Below are 21,683 nucleotides of genomic sequence, written 5' to 3'. Positions count from 1 at the left end.
GCCGTATTAATGACCGCACAACCTCAGCAACTTACTATCCGCCGCCCAGATGACTGGCATATCCATCTTCGTGATGACGATATGCTTAAAACCGTGCTGCCTTATACCAGCGCGGTCAATGGTCGTGCCATCGTCATGCCTAATCTGGTTCCGCCGGTGATAAGCGTCGCAGCGGGCGAAGCTTATCGCGATCGCATTCTGGCCGCGTTGCCTGATGGTCATGCTTTTACGCCGCTGATGACCTGCTATCTCACTGACTCGTTAGATCCTGAAGAACTGACACGCGGCTTCCGTTCCGGGTTGTTCACGGCAGCCAAGCTCTATCCTGCTCATGCGACCACCAATTCCAGTCATGGCGTCACCAATATTCAGTCAATTGCCTCGGTGCTGGAGCGGATGCAAACGCTGGGCATGCCGCTGTTGGTGCACGGTGAAGTCACCGACGCGCATATTGATATCTTCGATCGCGAAGCCCGCTTTATTGAAACGGTGATGGAGCCGCTGCGTCAGCAATTTCCTGCGCTGAAAGTCGTGATGGAGCACATTACCACTAAAGACGCGGCGGAATATGTGGAAAGCGCCAATGAAAATCTGGCCGCCACCATCACCCCTCAACACCTGATGTTCAATCGTAACCATATGCTGGTCGGCGGGATTCGTCCTCATCTTTACTGCCTGCCGATCCTGAAGCGCAATACACATCAGCAGGCTCTGCGTAAGGTGGTAGCCAGCGGTCATCCACGCGTCTTCCTGGGGACCGACACGGCACCGCACTTAAGTCATCTGAAAGAGAGCAGTTGCGGCTGTGCAGGCGTCTTTAATGCGCCAACCTCCCTGCCCGCTTATGCGACGGTATTTGAAGAGCTCGATGCCCTGCAGCATTTTGAAGCGTTCTGTTCTGAGAATGGTCCACGCTTCTATGGCCTGCCGCTTAATCAGGACCAGATCACGCTGGTGCGTGAGCCGTGGACAGTGGCAGAAACCATTGAGATGGGTTCACATCAGCTGGTGCCTTTCCTTGCCGGTGAAACGCTGAACTGGCGCGTAAAATAATTTCACTTGCCTCCCGATTAATAATACTGTAGTTATATACAGTATCTTATACGGAGGCTTTTATGCGTGTTGAAATTACCGTTGCCAAGACCCAACCTCTTCCCGCTGGCGCGATGGAAGCCCTGAGCCAGGAGCTGTCGCGCCGCATTGATGAACACTTTCCGCAATTCACGAACCACGTCAAGGTGCGTTACGCCACGGCTAACCAGTTAAGCGTTCTGGGTGGTGATAAAGATACGCGTGATCAAATCAGCGAAATCCTGCAACAAACATGGGAAAGCGCTGACGACTGGTTTACTACCGATTAACCGCTACTGTGCTGTTTTTTGCCGGGTTTCGCCGCCCGGTTTTTTTATCTTCATTTAAAGTCTGACTAACCGCTCGCCCCATCTGGACTCCGAATGATCAATGCCCTATGCTGGCGCTGATCATGCATAAAAGGAGTTGCATCCCATGACTACAGACAAACCAGAAGAAGCGATGACCTTTGGCGAGCTGTTAACGCTTATCGGTGAACAGCAGCGTCGTTTAACGGTGCTGGAAAATGCATTCTCCAGCCTGATTTTCTGTCTTGATGACCGGGCCAGTCAGTTACTGGTGCATAATCTTTCTCTTGAAGCGCAAAATCAAAACCATGATGAGCAGCTGCAGCAGCAGTTTGCCCGCCTGGCAGAGACGTTACAAAAGCGCAGCGGCACGACAGGCGCTGAAACCTCGCTTATCTGACGTGGTGTCAACGAGGGATAATAAGCCATTTTTATTGTTCAATTAGGACGATTACTGCCCCAGCATTCAGGTATTATATCTTCTCAGCCTTACCGTTTTAGAAACAAATATTCTGCTTTCAGGCGTTCCGTGATACGTTTAATCAGTAAATCGCTATTTTGCTGTTATAATTGTTTCGCAGTGGAAATTAAAAAGCCGCATTGAACCTCATCATGCACTTCGTTTAACGAGTAATAAGGAGGTTATAATGGACAGTCGCAAAGATGTAATTCAGACCCATCCACTGGTGGGCTGGGATATTAGTACTGTTGACAGCTATGATGCGATGATGATCCGTCTGCACTCCCTTTCGTCGCAAGATCAAACTGAAGAAGACGCAGACGTTGGCCCTACCTACTGGCTGACGACTGATGTAGCAAAGCAGTTCATCTCCATTCTTGAAGCGGGTATCGCTAAGATTGAATCTGCCGAGCAGATAGAACGACTACTAAAGAAGCATTAATACTGCTGCATCAGCAAGGCACCCTCCAGGGTGCCTTTTTTATTGGGCTTTCTGGTATGCTGTTGATTATGTAACCCTTTCAGGAGTTCCATTTTCATGATTTACGATCTTATTGTGGTCGGTAGCGGTTCCGTTGGCGCAGCCGCAGGCTATTACGCCACACAAGCGGGCCTCTCCGTGCTGATGATTGACAGCGCACATCCGCCCCATACTCAAGGCGCTCACCACGGCGAAAGCCGCCTCATCCGTCATGCTTACGGAGAAGGCGAACGCTATGTCCCTTTGGTTTTGCGGGCACAAGCATTATGGGATGCGCTGGAACAGCAGGCTGCCGAACGCATCATGCACCGTTGCGGCGTCTTAAATATCGCGCCCGCGCATTCCGAATTTATCCAAAACGTCATCAATAGCGCAAAAACCTGGCAGCTTGCTGTCGAGGTATTACAGGCCGAGGAAGTCCGAAAACGCTGGCCACAGTTTACCGTTCCCGATGGTTATCTGGGTGTCTTTGAACCTCAGTCCGGCTTTTTAAAAAGCGAACAGGCCGTACGAAGCTGGATTCAGCTGGCCGAAAAACAGGGCTGCGCGCAGCTGTTTAACTGCCCGGTGACGCAAATCAGCCGCGAAGGCGATTTACAGCAGGTCACCACTCTTGACGGCATTTATCGCGGTCGCAAGATGCTGGTGAGCGCAGGCACATGGGTGAGCAAACTGATACCTGACCTGCCGGTATCACCAACACGTAAAGTCTTTGCCTGGTATCAGGCGGATGGGCGCTACAGTGAAAACAATGCGTTTCCGGGGTTCACCTGTGAAATGGCCGATGGCAGCCAGTATTACGGCTTCCCCGCCGATAACAACGCCCTGAAGGTAGGCCGCCATGACGGTGGTCAGCTGATGACCCAACCGGAAGATCGCAAACCTTTCGGCAGCCTTGCCGCCGATGGCAGTGAAACATTTCGCTTTTTACGCCAGTTCTTGCCCGGCGTGGGCGTATGTCTGCACGGCGAAGCCTGTAGCTATGATTTCAGTCCCGATGAAGATTTTATTATCGATACCTTGCCGGGCGAACCCAATCGTCTGGTGATAACCGGCTTAAGCGGCCACGGATTTAAATTTGCCAGCGTGTTAGGTGAGCTCGCCAGTCAGTTTGCTCAGAACCAGCCTTTTGAATTTGATCTTTCGCCGTTCAGGCTGTCACGTTTTCATTAAAAACGGTGCGGCGAACGGGATTAACCTGGCGCCGCGCTGACATAAATTTACAGTCAGCGGTTTTTTTGCGTTTTATTCCCTTGTTATCTCTCCGTTACCGGCCTGTTTTGTCCCCTTTTTGCCTTTTTCATCCATTCTGGAATTTTCTCATTCAATAATATTGTGCTTACCCGATTCACTTCGCGAGTCGATTTCATCAGTACACAAGATATTTATAGAAAAGTAAGCATTATTGCTTTTGTGTTTCATTCTGTAGATTCTTATTTCCACTTATTCTTAAGATGCCGCTGCAAAATGTCGCTAAATAATTCATCCAGCCATTATGGATTGCTCTCTGTTTTCTTACACTGGTCAATGGCATTGGTCATTTATGCCATGTTCGCACTGGGTTTATGGATGGTCGGTCTGAGCTATTACGATACCTGGTATCACAATGCGCCAGAGATCCATAAAAGCATTGGTGTCATGCTGATGCTGGCCCTGATTATTCGTCTCCTGTGGCGCGTGATTTCCCCGCCGCCCAAACCCCTGAGCAGCTACTCTACCGCCGTGCGTATCAGCGCGGTCGTCGCGCATTGGTTACTTTACAGCCTGCTTATCGCCATTTTGTTCAGCGGTTATTTAATCTCTACCGCCGACGGCAAACCCATTTCCGTATTCGGGTGGTTTTCCCTGCCTGCTCTACTGACCGGCGCGGGCGAACAGGCAGATTTAGCGGGAGATATTCATTTATGGCTGGCATGGAGCATTGTGATCCTTTCGGGCTTACATGGCCTGGCCGCGTTAAAACACCACTTTATCGATCGCGATATCACCCTGAAAAGGATGCTGGGTCTGCGCATCCGATCAACCTCTGAAAAGGAAAAGTAATATGTTTAAGAAAACGCTTCTGGCCATCACAAGCGCCGGTTTACTGCTGGGTTCACTGACCGCCAACGCGGCGGATTACAAAATTGATAAAGAAGGCCAGCACGCCTTTGTTCAGTTCCGTATTCAGCATTTAGGCTACAGCTGGCTGTACGGCACCTTTAAAGACTTTGATGGCTCATTCAGCTTTGATGCCAATAACCCCTCGGCGGATAAAGTGGATGTCACCATTAACACCAACAGCGTGGACACCAACCATGCCGAGCGTGACAAACACATTCGTGGCCCGGAATTCCTGAATGTCGCAAAACATCCGACGGCGACATTTAAGTCCACGGCAGTGAAAAAAGAGGGCGACAAGCTGGCCGTAACGGGTGATTTAACGCTGAACGGCGTGACAAAACCGGTGACGCTGGAAGCCAAAATGATGGGCGAAGGTAAGGACCCATGGGGCGGCTATCGTGCCGGCTTTGAAGCCGAAGGCGAGATAGCGCTGAAAGACTTTAACATTACCCAGGATTTGGGCCCTGCTTCTCAGAAGGTTGAGTTAATCATCTCAGTGGAAGGCGTGCGTAAGTAATAACAAGCCGCCTGAAGCCAGGCTTCAGGCGGCGGCGACTATTTGCGGGTTGGCGCTGGAATAGTCATATTCAACAAACCACGCGACTTATTGAAGATTTTATTCCCGTTCTCACGTCCGGCGCGGCGGGCACGTTGTTCTTCAGGTGACAGGCGCGCTTCCTCCTGGCACAGCGGGCTACAGCAGTGCTCGTACTTTTCCGCACAACTTTCACACTGGATGAACAACAGGTGGCAACCGTCATTGACGCAGTTTACGTGGGTGTCACAAGGCGTACCGCACTGATGGCAGTTAGATAACACATCATCTGAAATGCGCTCACCCATACGTTCATCAAAAACAAAGTTTTTACCTTTGAAGCGTACCGGTAAATTTTGTTCACGTGCACGGCGGGCATATTCAATAATGCCGCCCTCGACATGGTAGACATCCTCAAAACCGTTATGCCGCATCCAGGCGCTGGCTTTTTCACAGCGAATTCCGCCCGTGCAATACATCACGATTTTTTTATCTTTCTTGTCCTTGAGCATGTCAACAGCCATGGGCAGTTGCTCGCGGAACGTATCGGCGGGCACCTCAAGCGCATTGTCAAAACGCCCCACTTCATACTCGTAGTGATTTCGCATATCGACGAAGACCGCATCAGGATCGTCGAGCATGGCGTTCACGTCTGCCGCCTTCAAATAGTTGCCAACATCGCTGGCATCAAAGGTCTCGTCATCGATGCCATCGGCAACAATGCGGTCACGCACTTTCAACCGCAGTACCCAGAATGATTTGCCATCGTCGTCGAGCGCAATATTCATTCGCAGGTTATTCAACGCCGGATCAAAGCCGTACAGAAAAGCTCTCATCGCCTCGTACTGGCTGGCGGGAACGCTGAGCTGTGCATTGATACCTTCGTGCGCGACGTAAATACGGCCAAACACCTTTAACGCGGTTAAACCGAGGTACAGTTCGTCACGAAACGCTTTTGGATCGGCAATAGTGAAATACTTGTAAAAAGAGACTGTGGTGCGCGGCTCGGTTTCAGCCAACATACGCGCCTTCAGCTCTTTATTGGAAACAAGGTTATGTAACACTGGCATGGTGTTCGTTCCTGTTATCAATAGAAGAAATTTAGCGCGCACATGATACCTGAATTGATAAAAATGCGAAGCGTATAAGAAAAATTGATAGTTAAACCTGTACATTTTCGGTGGCCCGAGTACTTATATCTCTCTTTTTTCACTCCCGGCAACAATCTGCGAAATGTTGTAACATTTCAGCAGTGGGAAAAAAAATGGCACAATAACCGCAACTGACGAAAAACAGCACCGCTGGTGCACGACGCAGGATAATAATATTTAAGATGACCCAATTGCCTCAATTTTCACGTGCGCTTCTTCATCCCCGCTATTGGTTTACCTGGCTGGGTGTCGTTTTACTGTATATCCTGGTATTGCTGCCCTATCCGCTGCTCTATGCGCTGGGTAGCGGCATTGGTCGCCTTGCCAGACGATTTATGAAACGACGCGTTGCCATTGCTCGCCGTAATCTTGAACTCAGCTTCCCGGATATGCCCGATGTCGATCGCGAAGCCATGATCAAGCATAACTTTGAATCGGTGGGCATGGGACTGATTGAAACCGGCATGGCCTGGTTCTGGCCCGACTGGCGGATTCACAAATGGCACAAACCTTCTGGTCTGGAACACATCCAGCAGGCGCATGACACCCAGCGTGGCGTGTTGTTAATTGGCATGCATTTTTTAACGCTGGAGATCGGCGCACGGATGTTTGGCATCCACAATCCCGGCATCGGCGTTTATCGGCCCAACGACAACAAACTCATCGACTGGCTGCAGACGCGAGGCCGCATGCGATCAAACAAAGGGATGTTAGATCGCAAGGATCTTAAAGGCATGATTCGGGCGTTGAAGCGTGGCGATATTATCTGGTACGCACCCGATCATGATTATGGCCCGCGCAGCAGCGTATTTGTGCCCTTCTTTGGCGTCGAAAAGGCGGCAACCACCGTGGGTACGCATATGCTCATTCGTACCGGTAAACCGGCGGTTATTCCCTTTGTACCGCGTCGTCTGCCTGAAGGGCGCGGCTACGAGTTGATTATTTTGCCTGACGTGAGCGCTGACTTTCCGCTGACCAGCGATGAAGACACCGCACGGCGCATGAATAAGGTGGTGGAAGACGGTGTGCTACTGGCACCTGAGCAGTACATGTGGCTACACCGTCGTTTTAAAACCCGTCCAGAGGGGGAACCCTCCCGCTATTGAGTCCACTGCGGCGTCGCAGCCGATGACGATGACGATGATAAACGACAGTGACATAAGAGTGACATCAGCCCCAAGGGTTGTGTACGCTCTGATTCAGCAGTAGAGATCGTGTTAGCATCCTTAAGCATGGTGTTCCACCGGAAACCACGCTGATAACACCGCGAGCGCTGCCGCTTAACTGATTCATTACGGAAAAATTCATGCTCTGGCTTATCTCGAAATATGCGATCACCGCCCTGATGGTGGTGATTATTTCTGAAGCGGCCAGGCGCAGCGATCGCCTGGGTGGACTGCTGGCGGCGCTGCCGCTTGTCACTATCCTTGTGCTGATCTGGATGAAAATTGAAGGACAGACCCAGGCGAAAATTGCCGCTCATGCCTGGTATACGTTTTGGTATGTGGTTCCGACCCTGCCGATGTTTATCCTGTTTCCTTTTCTGTACCAACGCACCGGCTTCTGGCTCACGCTGGGACTCAGTTGCCTGATCACCCTCGTCCTGTTCGTGCTGTGGGCGTTATGCCTGAAAAGGTTTGGTATCGACCTGCTTTAGCCCGTCGTTCCCATCTGGTACTCAACCCAGCAGGCTTGCATACAGAGCCGTTATTCAGCCAGTAAACGCCTCTTATGGTGCAGTTTATGGCCCGAATTTCTGACCTGCGCAGCGTCCTGACTTTCCCTCCTGAAATTTTGGTCTATTCTTCACTGAAATCACGTTAATCAGGCAAGGAGAGAAGCATGAGTATGTTCACTACACTGGAAGAAGCGATTGAGGCTGCACGTGAAGAATTTCTCGTCAGTCATCCGGATATTGAGCAAGACGATGCCTCAATCAACCAGTTTGGCCTGCAAAAATATGTGATGCAGGATGGCGACATCATGTGGCAGGCAGAGTTTTTTGAAGATGAAGGGGATTCTGGCGAGTGTTTACCGGTGCGCAGTGGTGAAGCCGCTCAGGCTATTTTCGACGGCGATTTCGATGAAATTGAACTGCGTCAGGAGTGGTTAGCGGAGAATACACTGCATGAATGGGATGACGGTGAGTTCCAGCTTGAGCCCCCGCTGGACAGCGAGGAAGGTAAAGCCGCTGCACAGGAATGGGAAGACGACAACAGCGACTCTGACCGCAGTTACTCATAAGGTCCGTGGCTGGCATCCACCGGTATCAGTAAAGTATCGACCACCAGCGACAGCGGCAGGTCGAGAATCGTGATCACCCGCCATGCGCCATCCCGGATATCCCACTTTACGCCAGAATAAAACTGATTACCGTGTCCCTGTCCGGGCACGGTACGGCTGATAATACTGCCGCAGCCGCTCAGGGTGACAACAGCCAGGGATAACGCGGTTAATTTAGCGAATTTATTCACAGTTGTGACCCAGATTAAACAGCCGCTATTTTAATCACGAGTGAGGCTGGGTTGCCATCCCATTTCGGTAAAAGTGCAAAATAATGTTGCTGTCTGTAACCTGACGACAGGCATAAAAAAAGCGGCATCTCTGCCGCTTTTTAAGTATTACGCCTGATGCGGTAGCGCATCGGGGTTGAGAGGGAGTTTTTGATAACTCTCTACCCACTGATGATACTTCTCACCGTTTTCCCACAAGCGAGTATGCACACGAGCCAGCACCACCGGATCGCTGATCAGCTGCAGACGCTGCTCCCGACTCAGTTTTTCCGGTGCATCACTCAATGCCTGATCAACCCGGCGATCGCGCGCATAATCCAGCAACTGACTCTGCTTATGACGTGAGGTGGCCAGTGCCGTCGCCAGGGCGTTAAACGCCGGATGGAACAGCGCATGCATAAAGCCATTTTTCAGCGCACGTTGACGGTTCAGCTCCACATAGCGGTCTGTGTCTAACAGCTCCTTCGGCGGATCGTACTCCTCCGGTATCAGGAACAGCTTCGCGTTCTTACTCTTAATGCCAAGGCCTGAGCGGCTCGACATCACCGATACAAAAGGTGACAGAATAAGCGAGAACACGATAGGTGCCAGCCACCACAGGAAGTTGAGATCCAGCCAGCCCATGCCGGCGGCCCAGACGATACCTAATGCCATTTGTGAACCGTGGCGCTTAAAGGCTTCGCTCCATGGCGTCGCATCATCGTCACGCTGTGGCGAGTTCCACACCACTTCCCAGCCCAGGAACGCGCTGACCACAAAGACGGTGTGGAACAGCATACGTACCGGCGCCAGCAGTACCGAGAACAGCATTTCCAGCAGCAGAGACACGAACAGACGCAGTGCACCACCGTAAGGTTTCGCCCCTTTGCACCAGATCAGCACGACGCTCAGCAGTTTCGGCAGGAACAACAGTACCAGCGTGGTTGAGAACAGGGCTATCGCCAGTTCAGGACGCCACTGCGGCCACACCGGGAACAGCTGTCTTGGCTGCAGGAAGTAGGTCGGCTCCATCAGCGTATGTACCACCTGAAGCGCGGTGGACAGTGCCAGGAACAGAAACCACAACGGTGCTGACAGATAGGACATCACGCCCGTCAGGAAGACGGCACGGTGAACCGGATGCATTCCTTTCACCAGGAACAGGCGGAAGTTCATCAGGTTACCATGACACCAGCGGCGGTCACGTTTAAGCTCGTCCAGCAGGTTTGGCGGAAGCTCCTCATAGGAGCCCGGCAAATCATAAGCGATCCAGACGCCCCAACCGGCACGGCGCATCAAGGCCGCTTCAACGAAGTCATGCGACAGGATGGAACCGGCAAACGAACCTTCGCCAGGCAACGGTGCCAGCGCGCAGTGCTCGATAAAGGGTTTCACACGGATGATGGCGTTATGGCCCCAGTAGTGCGACTCACCCAACTGCCAGAAGTGCAGACCGGCGGTAAATAACGGCCCATAAACCCGGGTAGCAAACTGCTGGCAACGCGCATACAGCGTATCCATGCCCGACGCTTTTGGCGATGACTGAATAATACCGGCATTAGGATTCGCATCCATCATGCGCACCAGCCCCGTCAGACATTCCCCGCTCATGACGCTATCGGCATCCAGCACCACCATATAGCTGTAGTTGCTGCCCCAGCGGCGGCAGAAGTCATCAATGTTGCCGCTTTTACGCTTCACACGACGACGACGACGACGGTAGAAAATCTTGCCTGCGCCACCAACATCACGGACCAGTTCCATCCAGGCTTTCTGCTCAGCAATGGCGATGTCGGCATCATAGCTGTCGCTCAGGATGTAAACATCAAAGTGCTCAGCATTACCCGTGCGTACCACGGATTCCCAGGTCGCCCGTAAACCGGCGAAAACGCGTCCCACGTCTTCGTTACAGATCGGCATGATCAGTGCGGTACGGTGCTCAGGATTAAGCGGTTCATCCCCGACGGTAGAGTAAGAAATACTGTATTTATCCCGGCCAATGAGCAGTTGCAGAAAGCCCATCAATGCCGTCCAGAAGCCCGCCGAAACCCAACAGAACAGAATCGCAAACAGGAACAAAATCCCGGTCTGCAACACATAAGGCAGGATCTGCATGACAGACTGCTGCCAGTTCTGGTTGATCATGTCCATGGGGTCCAGCAACGTCCAGCCCTGGTAAGGCAAAATGGTTTTCATATACCAGGTGGCGACCACGGTCTGCATGATGGTGAGGATCAACAGGATATAGCGGCGAATGGAGCCAACGTGACGCCACTTTTCTTCGGCGCGCTGCTCTTCGACCGTCGCATAACGGGGCACAGACTTATGGCCACGTAATGAGTCCCAGGCACGTGCCAGCGGGTTTGTTCGCCAGGCTTCGGGGAACATCAATGAACGCTTCACTTTCGGCATCGCCTTAAGCGTGGTGCGATCAAGATAATCCTTGCCCAACTGCTGGCCGTCAGCGAGGGAATCGGACCAGGCCATTTCCACGCGTGACGATACCGACTTTAAGGGTGCATCGTCAGGACGATCGCTGGCAGCCACATCCCGGCCCAGCGATTCGTGTAACTGGTGAAACGTCTGCGCGTTTTGCAGTGACGCAGCCAGACGCATTTTTCCTGCCGCATCCAGCGGCAGGGCTTCTACATAACGTTGAGGTGTAAAAGTCAGATTATTCATTGGCAGGTAACTGATAGCTCCAGGTTTCCGTCAATGTTTTGTCACCGCTCACCAGCGCTGCGCGCATCTCCGTGGCCTGCTTGTTATCTTTAACACGCAGACGCAGTACCAGACGCCAGCCTTTGGTCACCGGATTGTAGCGAACGCTTTGTTCCACCACTTCACCGTTTTTACCTACGCTGACCTGCGGTGCAACCTGGCTGTCGGCAGGCATTTCACTCATGTCTTTCCCAACGAAATCGATGGTGAAGGCCACGGTGCCATCCGGTTGACGGACTAAATTTGACTGCTTCACGTCGCCGGCTGAACGCAGAGTATCTTTCACCCAGGCAACATCGTCAGAATGCAGTTTGTTTTCATTACGGCCAAAGTGCAGACGATAGTTGAAATCCATCGCTTTGCCCGGTTCTGGCAGGTTTTCCGGTGTCCAGAAAGCCACGATGTTATCGTTCGTCTCGTCGGCGGTTGGAATCTCCACCAGCTCAACGCGCCCTTTGCCCCAGTCACCGAGTGGCTCAACCCAGCCGCTCGGGCGCAGGTCGTAACGGTCATCCAGATCCTGATAGTTATTGAAATCACGGCCGCGCTGTAACAGCCCGAAGCCTTTAGGATTTTCAATCGTATAGGTGCTCACGGCCAGATGGCGTGGGTTATTCAGCGGACGCCAGATCCACTCACCGTTGCCGCTGTGAATCGACAGACCGTCTGAATCATGCAGTTCAGGGCGGAAATTAGACACTGGCGATGGCTGGTTGCGGCCAAACAGGAACATACTGGTTAACGGTGCAATGCCCAGTTTACCGACGCTGTCGCGTAAATAGACTTTGGTCTGCACATCCACCGTGGACTCCTGGCCCGGGTGAATCGTAAAGCGGTAAGCACCGGTTGCGCGTGGCGAATCCAGCAGCGCATAGATTACCAGCTGCTTGTCCTGCGGTTTTGGACGCTCAATCCAGAACTCTTTAAAACGCGGGAACTCTTCGCCTGAGGGCAGCGCAGTATCGATTGCCAGACCACGGGCAGACAGACCATAGACCTGGCCTGCACCAATCACGCGGAAATAGCTGGCGCCGAGGAAGCTGGCGATTTCGTCATCTTTCTTGTTCTTACTGTTCAACGGATACAGGACTTTGAAACCGGCAAAGCCAAGGTTTTTAACCGCATCGGCATCGTGTTTCACATTGCCGAAGTTGAAATAATCAGGACTGTATTTGATTTCACGTACCGTATTGGCGGTGATCTCGTTAATTTTCACCGGCAGATCGAAGTACATCCCCTGATGATAGAATTCGAGTTTGAACGGCGTACGCAGTTTGCCCCAATACGCTTTATCGTGGTTGAACTGAATCTGCTGGTAGTCAGCAAATTTCATATCACGAAATTGAGAGGGTAAATTACTTTTTGGCGCTTCGAAGCTTTTTCCAGACAGATCTTTGGCTTGTTTAGCCACATCATCAAAGTTAAACGCCCAACTGTTGTTGGCATACAAAGCCAGCAGGACTGCCGCGCCAATCCAGCGCATTTTCGTCAGCCCAACATTATTTTTTACTTTAGTCAGCACATCCCCCCCTTTCGTGTGCTTAATACAAACCCGCTTATCTTAATGGATAATTCGGCTTTCCGACAGCTTATGCGCAACAATGTTCCCGATAATCCGCTACTCAGGGGGTGATTTTAGGACAATTAAACGTTACGGGCTCAACTGAGATTCAACTGATAGTAAACTCTGTTATCTGCAGCTAGAATTTCCTTCCGACATAATACGGTTTCAGGGCGAAACCGGCTAAAACGTACTAACGAACTGGAACTTTATGAGTACAATAAAAACTGAGCGTGAATATTTTCTCGACTCCATTCGGGCCTGTTTGATGTTATTGGGCGTGCCGTTTCACGTTTCCCTGATCTATTCGTCACAGAAGTGGGCCGTTAACAGCAGCGAAGCCTCGCTCTGGCTCACCACCCTCAATGATTTTATTCATGCGTTCCGCATGCAGGTCTTTTTTGTCATCTCCGGCTACTTTTCTTACATGCTCTATCTGCGCTATCAGCCTCAGCGCTTTCTGAAAGTGCGTTTAGAGCGGGTTGGCATCCCGATGCTGACAGCAGTGCCACTCATCACGCTTCCGCAGTTTTTTATGCTTAAGGCATGGACAACAAAGTACGCGGACTGGGGCACGCTTCCCCTTTACGACAAATTCAACAACCTGATGTGGGAGCTGATCTCGCACCTGTGGTTTTTACTGGTGCTGTTGATTCTTACCACATTGGGGATGATAACCTTCCGCTGGCTGCGCGATCAGAAGCGTAACATTGATTATCAGCATGTGGGCTGGAGTAAGCTGGCGCTCGGCCTGGTGGTCTGGTGTCTTCTCTGGGGCGGCTTTCGTCGTATTGTGTTTTACACTCACCCTGCGCTGTTAAGCGACGCACTGTTTAATTTTGTCGTGATGCAGACCCTGTTTTACCTGCCCTTTTTCATGTTGGGTGCGCTCAGTTGGAAACATCAGGCATTAAAACAGCTGTTTGTGCGAGTGAATCCGGTGCTGTTTATCGGCGCTGTGCTGCTGCTGGTGGCTTATATCGTCAACCAGCGGACGAGCAGCGGTGAGGGCTGGTTGTATGAGCTGGACGCGTTAATCAGCAGCATGATGGGCCTGTGTATGCTGAACGTCTGTTACAGCCTGGGGCATAAACTGCTTAACTCGCATTCTCCACGCATCATGTACCTGGTGAACGCTTCGCTGTTTATTTACCTGGTGCACCATCCCCTGACGCTGTTATACGGGATCTACGTTACGCCAGTGCTGCATAATAATACGCTGGGCTTTCTGCTGGGCCTGGTGATGGTGTTTGGTGTCTCATTTACGTTGTATGAGTTGCACCTGCGTGTTCCTGTACTGCGCTTTCTGTTTTCCGGTAAACCACAGAAGCGATAACAAAATAAGGCGATCGCTGACGATCGCCTTATTTTAGAGCAGCCACTCGATAGGTAAGCGCCACACGAGTCGAACTTGTAAACGCTGCCACCATGAGCAGCCCGGTTCATGCTTGTGAATCACCTGCTGCGCCTCGCCTGGGTACTCCAGCCAGTTCACCCTGCCCCACTTATCCAGTTGTAAGGTCCAGGCGCGATCGCGCATCGAGTCGCTAAACCGCTGGTGCGTGTCGGCGGCCAGCTTTTCACTTTCGATCACCAGTCCCATTTCGGTATTGAGCACTGCGGAGCGCGGATCGAAGTTAAACGACCCGATAAACAGTATCTTTTCATCTACCGAGAACGTCTTCGCATGCAGGCTTGAACCGGAGTTACCGGTTAAGCCGCGATCGTGCGGCGCGTCGTTCAGCCCGGCCTGAGGTTTTAACTCGAACAGCGAGATACCGTGCCGCAGCAGCTTTTTCCGCCATTTCGCATAGCCCGCATGCACAATGGATACGTCGTTTGCCGCCAGCGAGTTGGTTAAAATAGCAATCTTCACACCTTTGCGCTTTAGGGCCAGCAACTGGGCAACGCCGGCGCGGGTTGGCACAAAGTAGGCGGAAATAATGTCAAACTGACGCTGGGGCGTGCCGATCACTTCCAGCATACGCTGTGGCAGGAGTGACCTACGGCGGGCTTTCCCTAGTCCTTTGCGTGGATCATCGCTTAACAATCGCGTCTTTGCCCAGACAAAGGGTAAGGTGTCCTGCGTCAGTTGGTTAATCAGCGAAGAGTGATCCAGCCGGTCAAGATAATGCTGTACTGCCTCGCTGTCTCGCCATTCCGGTGGCAGCACCACGTCAGGATGCTCTGTTGCCTGCTGTTCCAGTACCTCGTTTAGCGGCGAAACCGGTTTACTGTTCCAGTACCGTTCAAAGTCGTCTGCCACCTCGTTAACCACTGAACCGATAGCCAGCACGTCGAGATCGGCAAAAAGCGGCTCATTACCTGTACCAAAATATTCGTCGCCAATATTGCGTCCTCCCACGACCGTGGTGACGCCATCTGCTGTGAAGCTTTTGTTATGCATACGCCGGTTAAGGCGAGCAAAGTCAGTGAGATAACCCAGGGCACGTAAGGTACGAAAGGAGAACGGATTGAACAGCCGGACGGTAATATTGGGATGATGATTAAGCTGGGCCAGGGTATCGTCCAGCCCCGGCGTATTGTTATCGTCCAGCAACAACCGCACGGTGACACCGCGATTCGCGGCCTCCAGCATGGCGCTAAACAGCAGCCTGCCAGACATATCGTTTTGCCAGATATAGTATTGTATATCCAGCGTCTTCGCGGCTTTCTCCATCAGGAGAAAACGGGCGGCAAAAGCATCGAGTCCGTCGCTGAGCGGATGAATACCGCTCAACCCCGGATGCTGCTGACAAAGTGGAACAAGCCGTTGTTCAAGCCAGCTCTGCTGTGATGGGCTCTGGGGCAGTTCAAACGCTTCGGTCATGGATATTCCCTAAATCATCCTGTCATTTATTATTATTCCTCCGCGCGACAGCGTATGCCAGCGTCGGTTGCACATCAGGCATGCTGATGGCAGCGTTTTTTAGTCTAGACTTAGTCGAACGATCTGTGACTGAGATTTGTCTGGCAGGAGAGGAATATGAGTAACCCGCCCTTAACTGACGACCGATTACGCCATCATCCCCGCCTGTTCCAGAGTTTTTTTCAGGGCAGCTTCCCCTGTTCCACCGCCTGCCGTACACCGGGCAAACGGCTGGATATGGTGATCAGCAGTGGGCACGATATGCTGCTCAGGAAAGACTATGCCGCGCTGGTCGACCTGCGTGTGTTAACCGCGCGGGACGGCGCACGCTGGCACCTGATTGAAAAAACACCCAACCAGTATGACTGGAGTAGCTTTCTGCCCATGGTCGAAGCGGCTCGGGATAATCAGTTACAGGTTATCTGGGAACTGGCCCACTTTGGCTATCCCGACCACATTAATATCTGGAAAGCGGGCTTTGTCGACCACTTCGAACGTTATGCCCGGGAAATGGCAAGGGTGATTCTCGATCAGGGCATCCAGCAGCCTTTTTTCACCCCCATTAACCAGATCTCATTCTGGTCATGGGCAGGCGCAGACGTTGCCTGGTTTAATCCGCATGCCAGCCAGCGCGGTAAAGAGCTGAAGCGGCAACTGGTTCGCGCGTCCCTGGCCGCCATCCAGGCTATTCGCGAAGTGATCCCTGATGCCCGTTTTGTGCTTACCGATCCACTGGTACAAATTGCCCATCATCCTGACAATCCAGACAGCAAACCCGGGGCTGATGCACAGCACCAGGCGCAGTTTGAAGCCTGGGATATGTTAGCCGGTCGGCTTGATAAGGAACTGGGTGGGCGCGAAGATTGCCTGGATATTCTGGGGCTGAATTACTATCCCGATAACCACTGGTTCTTCCCCGATCAGCCGATGGATAAAGACGATCCCGTACGCGCCCCGCTTCATCTTCTCCTGGCCCAGTACTGGCAACGTTACCAACGCCCGATGCTGATAGCCGAAACCGGTGCCGAAGGCGAAGCCCGCGCGAGCTGGTTACAGGAAGTCAGTGAAAACGTTGCCGTCGCGCTGGACCAGGGCATTGCTATGGAAGGGATTTCGCTTTACCCTGTGGTGGAATACCCGTCATGGGCAGATGACAGGCGTTCGCCGGGTTCACTGTTGGGCCTGGCCGATCCCAATGGCAACCGCACCGTGCATGAGAACCTGGCACTGGTGCTGCGGAGCCAGCAGATAAAATTCAGTAAGCGCGATCAGACCTGACGCGACGGGGGTTTGGGATAGCAGGTCTGTGTGTCAACGCCTTCCAGCGGTGGGGCCTGATGGCTGTCGTTTAGCCACGTCACCACAAACAAGAAAGTGACACCGATCAGGCAAGCCGTCAGCAAGCCAATAATTGCAATCAGTTTATCATCTCTCGATTCCATCCCTCACTCCTTTCAGGTCCGGTTGATAAACACTAGCTCATCCAGAGCGTGACGATCAGAACAAAAATGATCAGCGTTACTGACGTCACCGCAAGCACCACAATCGCAAAGTGAGCATCGGCAAGCGGCTGAACCACGGGTTCATCGTGCTCTTCTGGTGGGCTGGGTAACAACATGCTCTTCCTGGTTAACACGTGACTCAAGGCTACATTTGCGGGTTACAGTGTAGAGCAATCTTATTCAGTAATCCGTTCTTTTACAAACCTACGCAGAGGAGACGATACGGCCAAAATACGTTGACCGCTAATCACTGCTTCACCGGCTCGCGCGAAGCCGCGTTTTCAGCAGACCAGCCGCCGCCCAATGCGCGATACAGCTCAATTTGCGCCTGCAACAGATTATTTTTGACCGTGACCAGATTCAACTGGGTTGCAAACAGGGTACGTTGTGCATCCAGTTCATCCAGATAAGAGGCATAACCGTTTTGGTAACGGTTAGTCGCAATGCGCAGCGCCTCGGCAACAAACTGTTCCTGCTTCTGCAGCGCCGCCTGCTGAGCTTCCCCCTGACGGATCGCATCCAGTGCATTATTCACCTCGGAAAACGCGTTACGCACCACTTTCTCATAGCTGTACAGGGCCTGATTCCGCGAGGCCATGGAAACATCGACCTGAGCGGTCAAGGCTTCACGATTCAGTAACGGCGCCAGAATACTGCCCCCTACACTCCACAGGCGGAAGGGATCGTCCACCAGCTGGTGCAACACGGAACTCTGCAGCGTGCCGGATGCAGTCAGGTTAATCCCCGGCAGCAGCTTCGCTTTGGAAGAAGCCAGCGTGGCATCGGCGGCCAGTAGCTGACGCTGCGCCTGCACAATATCAGGACGGCGATTCAGCAAGGCAGAAGGCAGCACACCCGGCATGACCTGCGGCATAATGGCAGTGAATTCGCGCTGGCGAGCGATTTCTCGTGGGTTCATGCCCACCAGGATGCTGAGCGCATTTTCCTGTTGCGCAATTTGGTGCTGGAGCTGCGGCACCTGGGCTTTGGCAGATTCATATTCTGATGACGCCTGCATCCACTCAAGCCGTGACGTGTAGCCCGTTTCGAACTGGCGTTGCGCCAGCCTGAGCGAGTGACTCCGCGTTGCCAGTGTGTCCTCGGTAACGCGCAGCTGCTCATCAAGCGCGCACAGCGTCATATAACCCGATGCAACGGAACTGGCGATGGTCAGTTCGGCTGCAGAGGCGGCGGCCTGTTGTGCTTCCAGCGCCGCCTGCGCCGCATCGATCGAACGGCTGCGTGCGCCCCACAAATCCACATTGTAGCTGGCCTGCAACTGTCCCTGAAAAACGGAGGTGTCATTAGGCTGACCGGTTGCCGCGGACAGCGCACGCTGACGCGTTGCAGCCACGCCCCCGCTCAGCGTCGGGAAGTCGTCCCCCTGGGCTGCACGCAACTGGGCCCGGTATTGATCAACCCGCGAGCGGGCAATCAATATGTCTGGATTATTGCGTAATGCCTGACTTACTAACCGATTGAGGTCTGGATCGCCAAACGCCTGCCACCATGCCGCTTCCGGCGGCGCAGAAGGCCCAACCTGCTCACGCCATTGTGGCGGAATCGGCAAAGATGCCGGGGCTTTGTCGACCTGGGTACTGCATCCCGCAAGGACGATCGCCAGCAGGCCTGCGGCTACGCGATAGCCCATCATGGCGTTTTTTCTCCGTCTGCGCTTGCAGCCGTATCAATACTGACTTCAACCGACATGCCGGGACGAAGCTGCTGCTGAACCTCCGGCGCGACATCAATACGTACCGGAATACGCTGCGCAATTTTGACGAAGTTGCCGGTCGCGTTGTCCGGCGAGATGGCGCTAAATTCTGATCCCGCTGCGGGTGAGAGATATTCGACGTGACCGTGGAATGTTTTACCGTCCAGCGCATCAACACGAATCGTCACCGGCAATCCGGCACGAATATGGGCCAGTTGGGTTTCTTTGTAATTGGCGATAATCCATTTATGGTTCGGCACCACCGACGTCAGGCGCGTCCCGGCCGTCACGTAGGCACCTTTACGCACCGATAACTGCCCCAGCTGTCCTTCATCAGGTGACGTAATGCGCGTGTTATCCAGATCGATCTCTGCCAGTTCCAGCGCCGCGTTTGCACTGGCCACATCCGCCTCCAGCGAGGCGCGGTTAACAATGACCGTTTGTAAGTTCTGCTGGGCGACGGCAACCTGTGCTTCGGCCTGATGCAACTGCGCCAGGCCCTGTGCATTTGCCGCCCGCGCCGCATCGCGCTCGCGAACCGAGAGCGAACCGTCAGCAGCCAGATTTTCGACACGTTTAAGGTCCAGGCCGCTTTTCACCGCCTGTGCTTTGGCGTTTTCCAGCGCCGCTTTATTACTTTGAATGGTTGCCTGCGCGCTGATACGCTGCTGCTGATTATTACTCAGCGCCGCCTGCTTCATTGCCAGTTGGGCCTGGGCCTGGTGCAGGCGCTGACGATAAATACGGTCGTCAATCGTCATCAGTAACTGGCCTTTTTTTACCGGCTGCAGGTCAACCACATTCACGGCCGTCAGATAACCGCTGACCTGCGGGCTGATAAACGTGACCTGCCCTCGGACATAGGCGTTTTCCGTGCTCTGCACGGAACTGGTGAAGGGCCAGAGCTGCCAGGCATACAGAATCACCAGCACGCCAATCACCACAATACCGCTGCCTAAGGCAATGGAGAGAATACGACGGCGATTTGCCCGGTCGCGCTCTGCTGCCTGAAGTTCATCCTGCTGACTCATTATTGCTCCGTTCGTTCTTGTGCGGCGGCAAGCTGACGCTGCTCTGCCAGATTGAATGTGGCCTGTCGCCAGTCGAGATAGCGCCGGCGGGTTAAGCGCCACAGCACCCACATCAGGGTGATCAGCGCCAGCGCGGCCGTCAGCAGATAGGTGTCGTTATAGGCCAGCACGTTGGCCTGTAAGGTTGCGACTGACTGAAGCTGGCTGATGCTTTGCGCACTCAGCAGCGCACTGTCGCTGATTTGACTGTTAAACAAAGCACCATATTGATTAAGCCGTTCGCTGACATTGGGGTCCAGTAACGATAATTGATCGCCGAGCAGGCTGGAGTGATATTTTTCACGCCACGTCTGAAAGGTCCCCAGAATAGCCGAGCCGATTAAGCCGCCCAGGTTTTGGCTCATGCCGAACAGCACCACAAAACTGACCAGGTTTTTAGGCTGGGTCACTACGCTGCCGATCCCCATCAACATCGCCGGGGCCATAAAAAAGGCGCTACCAAATCCCAGTAAAAACTGACTCAAGTACATGTTATTGGCACGAGTGACCGGACTGGACTGCGCATCCATCAGAGAGGCGATGATCATCACGATGAGCGACACCACAATCGGCCAGTTAAGATGGGTAGGTTTAATGGTCAGCGCACTGGCTGCAATCCCGGCAATGACACCGGCGATAATGGCAAAGGCCAGGCCGTGCATCTGATCATTCTGTAGACCCATCTGCTGTAAAAAACCTATCGCACCGGTATTCTGCTCCGCCAGCACGATACGAATCATGATCATCACAATGCCTAAACGCACGATCGACCCGTTGCTGAGCCAGCGCGTGTTGATCAGGGGATTGCGGCGGTTATGCTCAATCACAAATGCGGAGACGATCAGCACTAATGCCAGCGCAGCGCATATCCCCAGCCACGGTGTGCTAAACCACCATTCAATGCGGCCAAGCGACAACACGCCGCACAACAGCGCCATGCCCGGAGCCAGCAGCATAAAGGTGACGAAATCCATCTTTTCGAACGCCTTGATGCGATCGCCCGGCGGCAACTTAACCACCAGCACTGCGCCCAGGGCAATCAGGGCTAAGCCCAGCTCAAACAGGTAAAGCCCGCGCCACTCGTCAAGCTGGAGCAATTCGCTGGAAAAGAGCCGGGCCAGCGGAATCGCTAACTGAGAAACGGTCAGGCCGATGACCAGCGCTTTCAGGCGATGTTTCGCCGGCCACGCCTGGACCTGATAATAGATGCCCAGCGAACTCAAAGCGGCCCCCACCATGCCATGTGCCGTGCGCACAATAATCGCCGAGCTGAGATCGTTGGCAAAAAGATGGAAAAAGGCGACGAGCACATAAAGCACCAGAAAAGCTTCGGTAAACACCCGCAGTCCGAACTGCTGGCGAAATTTCACCAGCAGCAGGTTGATGGAGATATTCCCCATCACATACACCGCCGGTAGCCAGGCGATTTCATTCGAATAAGCCGCAAAGGTGCCCTGCAGATTCGTCAGATTGGCGCTGACCAGCGCATTGCTTAAGGCACCTGTCAGGGAGATCAACAGGCCGATTAAGCCAAATGCCAGGCGTTTAGGCGTTGAATGCAGCGGGGTGGAAGGTGACCCCGGCAGCATGGGTTTTTCATGTGGCAACCATTCACGCGCAGCGTAGGGATTGCGCCGGGCCATAA

22 protein-coding genes are annotated in these 21,683 nt (G+C 53.1%); 12 read left to right on the top strand and 10 right to left on the bottom strand.

The window, feature by feature from the left end:
* Positions 1 to 9 precede the first annotated feature (9 nt).
* From pyrC to A6A26_RS12655, 7 genes are all read left to right on the top strand, one after another.
* Positions 10 to 1,053 carry a dihydroorotase gene (pyrC, locus tag A6A26_RS12685; RefSeq protein WP_063879042.1) on the top strand — a complete coding sequence of 348 codons (1,044 nt, stop codon included), beginning with the start codon at positions 10 to 12 and terminating at the stop codon, positions 1,051 to 1,053.
* Positions 1,054 to 1,115: 62 nt separating this feature from the next.
* A complete protein-coding gene (gene dinI / locus A6A26_RS12680; RefSeq protein WP_063879041.1) occupies positions 1,116 to 1,361 on the top strand; it encodes a DNA damage-inducible protein I in 246 nt (81 codons plus the stop codon).
* 145 nt (positions 1,362 to 1,506) lie between these two features.
* Positions 1,507 to 1,779, top strand: a complete 273-nt coding sequence (locus A6A26_RS12675) for a hypothetical protein (protein WP_063879040.1) — start codon at positions 1,507 to 1,509, stop codon at positions 1,777 to 1,779.
* 247 nt (positions 1,780 to 2,026) lie between these two features.
* Entirely contained in the window at positions 2,027 to 2,281 is a 255-nt protein-coding gene (gene bssS, locus A6A26_RS12670) for a biofilm formation regulator BssS (RefSeq protein ID WP_063879039.1), read from the top strand.
* 96 nt (positions 2,282 to 2,377) lie between these two features.
* Positions 2,378 to 3,493 carry an N-methyl-L-tryptophan oxidase gene (gene solA, locus A6A26_RS12665; RefSeq protein ID WP_063879038.1) on the top strand — a complete coding sequence of 372 codons (1,116 nt, stop codon included), beginning with the start codon at positions 2,378 to 2,380 and terminating at the stop codon, positions 3,491 to 3,493.
* 294 nt (positions 3,494 to 3,787) lie between these two features.
* Positions 3,788 to 4,363, top strand: a complete 576-nt coding sequence (locus A6A26_RS12660; protein WP_063879037.1) for a cytochrome b — start codon at positions 3,788 to 3,790, stop codon at positions 4,361 to 4,363.
* A 1-nt stretch (position 4,364) separates the two neighbouring features.
* Positions 4,365 to 4,940 carry a YceI family protein gene (locus A6A26_RS12655; protein WP_063879036.1) on the top strand — a complete coding sequence of 192 codons (576 nt, stop codon included), beginning with the start codon at positions 4,365 to 4,367 and terminating at the stop codon, positions 4,938 to 4,940.
* Positions 4,941 to 4,978: 38 nt separating this feature from the next.
* Here the strand turns inward: A6A26_RS12655 and A6A26_RS12650 are convergent, their stop codons facing one another.
* Positions 4,979 to 6,028 (bottom strand): oxygen-dependent tRNA uridine(34) hydroxylase TrhO, encoded by a 1,050-nt coding sequence (locus A6A26_RS12650; RefSeq protein WP_063879035.1) that lies wholly within the window; start codon positions 6,026 to 6,028, stop codon positions 4,979 to 4,981.
* 263 nt (positions 6,029 to 6,291) lie between these two features.
* On the opposite strand from A6A26_RS12650, the gene A6A26_RS12645 reads away from it, so the two are divergent.
* From A6A26_RS12645 to A6A26_RS12635, 3 genes are all read left to right on the top strand, one after another.
* Positions 6,292 to 7,215, top strand: coding sequence for a Kdo(2)-lipid IV(A) acyltransferase (locus A6A26_RS12645; RefSeq protein ID WP_063879034.1), 924 nt, complete (start codon positions 6,292 to 6,294; stop codon positions 7,213 to 7,215).
* A 200-nt stretch (positions 7,216 to 7,415) separates the two neighbouring features.
* Positions 7,416 to 7,766, top strand: a complete 351-nt coding sequence (locus tag A6A26_RS12640; protein WP_063879033.1) for a DUF3147 family protein — start codon at positions 7,416 to 7,418, stop codon at positions 7,764 to 7,766.
* Between the two features lie 185 nt (positions 7,767 to 7,951).
* Positions 7,952 to 8,353: a MysB family protein gene (locus tag A6A26_RS12635; protein WP_063879032.1), complete on the top strand. Its 402-nt coding sequence runs from the start codon at positions 7,952 to 7,954 to the stop codon at positions 8,351 to 8,353.
* Here A6A26_RS12635 and A6A26_RS12630 read toward each other — a convergent pair.
* The 3 genes from A6A26_RS12630 to A6A26_RS12620 all read right to left on the bottom strand — a co-directional run bounded on the left by A6A26_RS12630 (position 8,344) and on the right by A6A26_RS12620 (position 12,814).
* Positions 8,344 to 8,583: a YceK/YidQ family lipoprotein gene (locus A6A26_RS12630; RefSeq protein ID WP_063879031.1), complete on the bottom strand. Its 240-nt coding sequence runs from the start codon at positions 8,581 to 8,583 to the stop codon at positions 8,344 to 8,346. The two genes, A6A26_RS12635 and A6A26_RS12630, sit on opposite strands and share 10 nt — an antisense overlap.
* Before the next feature lie 147 nt (positions 8,584 to 8,730).
* The gene (gene mdoH, locus A6A26_RS12625) at positions 8,731 to 11,283 is read right to left on the bottom strand and encodes a glucans biosynthesis glucosyltransferase MdoH (RefSeq protein ID WP_063879030.1); all 2,553 of its coding nucleotides are present in this window, start codon (positions 11,281 to 11,283) and stop codon (positions 8,731 to 8,733) included.
* The gene (locus A6A26_RS12620; protein WP_172823920.1) at positions 11,276 to 12,814 is read right to left on the bottom strand and encodes a glucan biosynthesis protein G; all 1,539 of its coding nucleotides are present in this window, start codon (positions 12,812 to 12,814) and stop codon (positions 11,276 to 11,278) included. The genes mdoH and A6A26_RS12620 overlap by 8 nt, the downstream gene beginning before the upstream one ends.
* Positions 12,815 to 13,094: 280 nt before the next feature.
* On the opposite strand from A6A26_RS12620, the gene mdoC reads away from it, so the two are divergent.
* A complete protein-coding gene (mdoC, locus tag A6A26_RS12615) occupies positions 13,095 to 14,219 on the top strand; it encodes a glucans biosynthesis protein MdoC (RefSeq protein ID WP_063879028.1) in 1,125 nt (374 codons plus the stop codon).
* Positions 14,220 to 14,252: 33 nt separating this feature from the next.
* Here mdoC and A6A26_RS12610 read toward each other — a convergent pair whose 3' ends face one another.
* Positions 14,253 to 15,713 (bottom strand): phospholipase D family protein, encoded by a 1,461-nt coding sequence (locus tag A6A26_RS12610; RefSeq protein ID WP_063879027.1) that lies wholly within the window; start codon positions 15,711 to 15,713, stop codon positions 14,253 to 14,255.
* A 156-nt stretch (positions 15,714 to 15,869) separates the two neighbouring features.
* Between A6A26_RS12610 and A6A26_RS12605 the strand changes: the two genes are divergently transcribed.
* Positions 15,870 to 17,030, top strand: coding sequence for a glycoside hydrolase family 1 protein (locus A6A26_RS12605; RefSeq protein ID WP_063879026.1), 1,161 nt, complete (start codon positions 15,870 to 15,872; stop codon positions 17,028 to 17,030).
* Here the strand turns inward: A6A26_RS12605 and A6A26_RS25745 are convergent.
* From A6A26_RS25745 to A6A26_RS12590, 5 genes are all read right to left on the bottom strand, one after another.
* On the bottom strand, positions 17,021 to 17,194 hold the full coding sequence (locus A6A26_RS25745) for a hypothetical protein (RefSeq protein ID WP_164484302.1): 174 nt from the start codon (positions 17,192 to 17,194) through the stop codon (positions 17,021 to 17,023). The genes A6A26_RS12605 and A6A26_RS25745 overlap by 10 nt on opposite strands.
* Positions 17,195 to 17,226: 32 nt before the next feature.
* Positions 17,227 to 17,370, bottom strand: coding sequence for a hypothetical protein (locus tag A6A26_RS25740; RefSeq protein ID WP_014606152.1), 144 nt, complete (start codon positions 17,368 to 17,370; stop codon positions 17,227 to 17,229).
* A 131-nt stretch (positions 17,371 to 17,501) separates the two neighbouring features.
* On the bottom strand, positions 17,502 to 18,908 hold the full coding sequence (locus A6A26_RS12600) for an efflux transporter outer membrane subunit (RefSeq protein ID WP_156506659.1): 1,407 nt from the start codon (positions 18,906 to 18,908) through the stop codon (positions 17,502 to 17,504).
* Positions 18,905 to 19,999, bottom strand: coding sequence for an HlyD family secretion protein (locus A6A26_RS12595; protein ID WP_063879025.1), 1,095 nt, complete (start codon positions 19,997 to 19,999; stop codon positions 18,905 to 18,907). Before A6A26_RS12595 ends, A6A26_RS12600 begins: the two co-directional genes overlap by 4 nt.
* Positions 19,999 to 21,681 carry an MFS transporter gene (locus tag A6A26_RS12590; protein WP_063879024.1) on the bottom strand — a complete coding sequence of 561 codons (1,683 nt, stop codon included), beginning with the start codon at positions 21,679 to 21,681 and terminating at the stop codon, positions 19,999 to 20,001. Before A6A26_RS12590 ends, A6A26_RS12595 begins: the two co-directional genes overlap by 1 nt.
* Positions 21,682 to 21,683: the final 2 nt, after the last annotated feature.

Origin of the sequence: Pantoea sp. OXWO6B1 (assembly GCF_001641135.1) — a bacterium.
Lineage (GTDB): Bacteria > Pseudomonadota > Gammaproteobacteria > Enterobacterales > Enterobacteriaceae > Pantoea > Pantoea allii.
The sequence above is the reverse complement of the archived record's forward strand: the minus strand, read 5'-3'. Positions and strand labels throughout refer to the sequence as shown.

Bases quoted from the DNA above. Each gene is read 5' to 3' on its own strand.
- bssS (WP_063879039.1), top strand. From the start codon at position 2,027: ATGGACAGTCGCAAAGATGTAATTCAGACCCATCCACTGGTGGGCTGG.
- A6A26_RS12595 (WP_063879025.1), bottom strand. From the start codon at position 19,999: ATGAGTCAGCAGGATGAACTTCAGGCAGCAGAGCGCGACCGGGCAAAT.
- pyrC (WP_063879042.1), top strand. From the start codon at position 10: ATGACCGCACAACCTCAGCAACTTACTATCCGCCGCCCAGATGACTGG.
- mdoH (WP_063879030.1), bottom strand. From the start codon at position 11,283: ATGAATAATCTGACTTTTACACCTCAACGTTATGTAGAAGCCCTGCCG.
- A6A26_RS12650 (WP_063879035.1), bottom strand. From the start codon at position 6,028: ATGCCAGTGTTACATAACCTTGTTTCCAATAAAGAGCTGAAGGCGCGT.
- A6A26_RS12660 (WP_063879037.1), top strand. From the start codon at position 3,788: ATGTCGCTAAATAATTCATCCAGCCATTATGGATTGCTCTCTGTTTTC.
- A6A26_RS12590 (WP_063879024.1), bottom strand. From the start codon at position 21,681: ATGGCCCGGCGCAATCCCTACGCTGCGCGTGAATGGTTGCCACATGAA.
- A6A26_RS25740 (WP_014606152.1), bottom strand. From the start codon at position 17,370: ATGTTGTTACCCAGCCCACCAGAAGAGCACGATGAACCCGTGGTTCAG.
- A6A26_RS12675 (WP_063879040.1), top strand. From the start codon at position 1,507: ATGACTACAGACAAACCAGAAGAAGCGATGACCTTTGGCGAGCTGTTA.
- dinI (WP_063879041.1), top strand. From the start codon at position 1,116: ATGCGTGTTGAAATTACCGTTGCCAAGACCCAACCTCTTCCCGCTGGC.
- A6A26_RS12610 (WP_063879027.1), bottom strand. From the start codon at position 15,713: ATGACCGAAGCGTTTGAACTGCCCCAGAGCCCATCACAGCAGAGCTGG.
- A6A26_RS12605 (WP_063879026.1), top strand. From the start codon at position 15,870: ATGAGTAACCCGCCCTTAACTGACGACCGATTACGCCATCATCCCCGC.
- A6A26_RS12635 (WP_063879032.1), top strand. From the start codon at position 7,952: ATGAGTATGTTCACTACACTGGAAGAAGCGATTGAGGCTGCACGTGAA.
- A6A26_RS12640 (WP_063879033.1), top strand. From the start codon at position 7,416: ATGCTCTGGCTTATCTCGAAATATGCGATCACCGCCCTGATGGTGGTG.
- A6A26_RS12600 (WP_156506659.1), bottom strand. From the start codon at position 18,908: ATGATGGGCTATCGCGTAGCCGCAGGCCTGCTGGCGATCGTCCTTGCG.
- mdoC (WP_063879028.1), top strand. From the start codon at position 13,095: ATGAGTACAATAAAAACTGAGCGTGAATATTTTCTCGACTCCATTCGG.
- A6A26_RS12655 (WP_063879036.1), top strand. From the start codon at position 4,365: ATGTTTAAGAAAACGCTTCTGGCCATCACAAGCGCCGGTTTACTGCTG.
- A6A26_RS12645 (WP_063879034.1), top strand. From the start codon at position 6,292: ATGACCCAATTGCCTCAATTTTCACGTGCGCTTCTTCATCCCCGCTAT.
- A6A26_RS25745 (WP_164484302.1), bottom strand. From the start codon at position 17,194: ATGGAATCGAGAGATGATAAACTGATTGCAATTATTGGCTTGCTGACG.
- solA (WP_063879038.1), top strand. From the start codon at position 2,378: ATGATTTACGATCTTATTGTGGTCGGTAGCGGTTCCGTTGGCGCAGCC.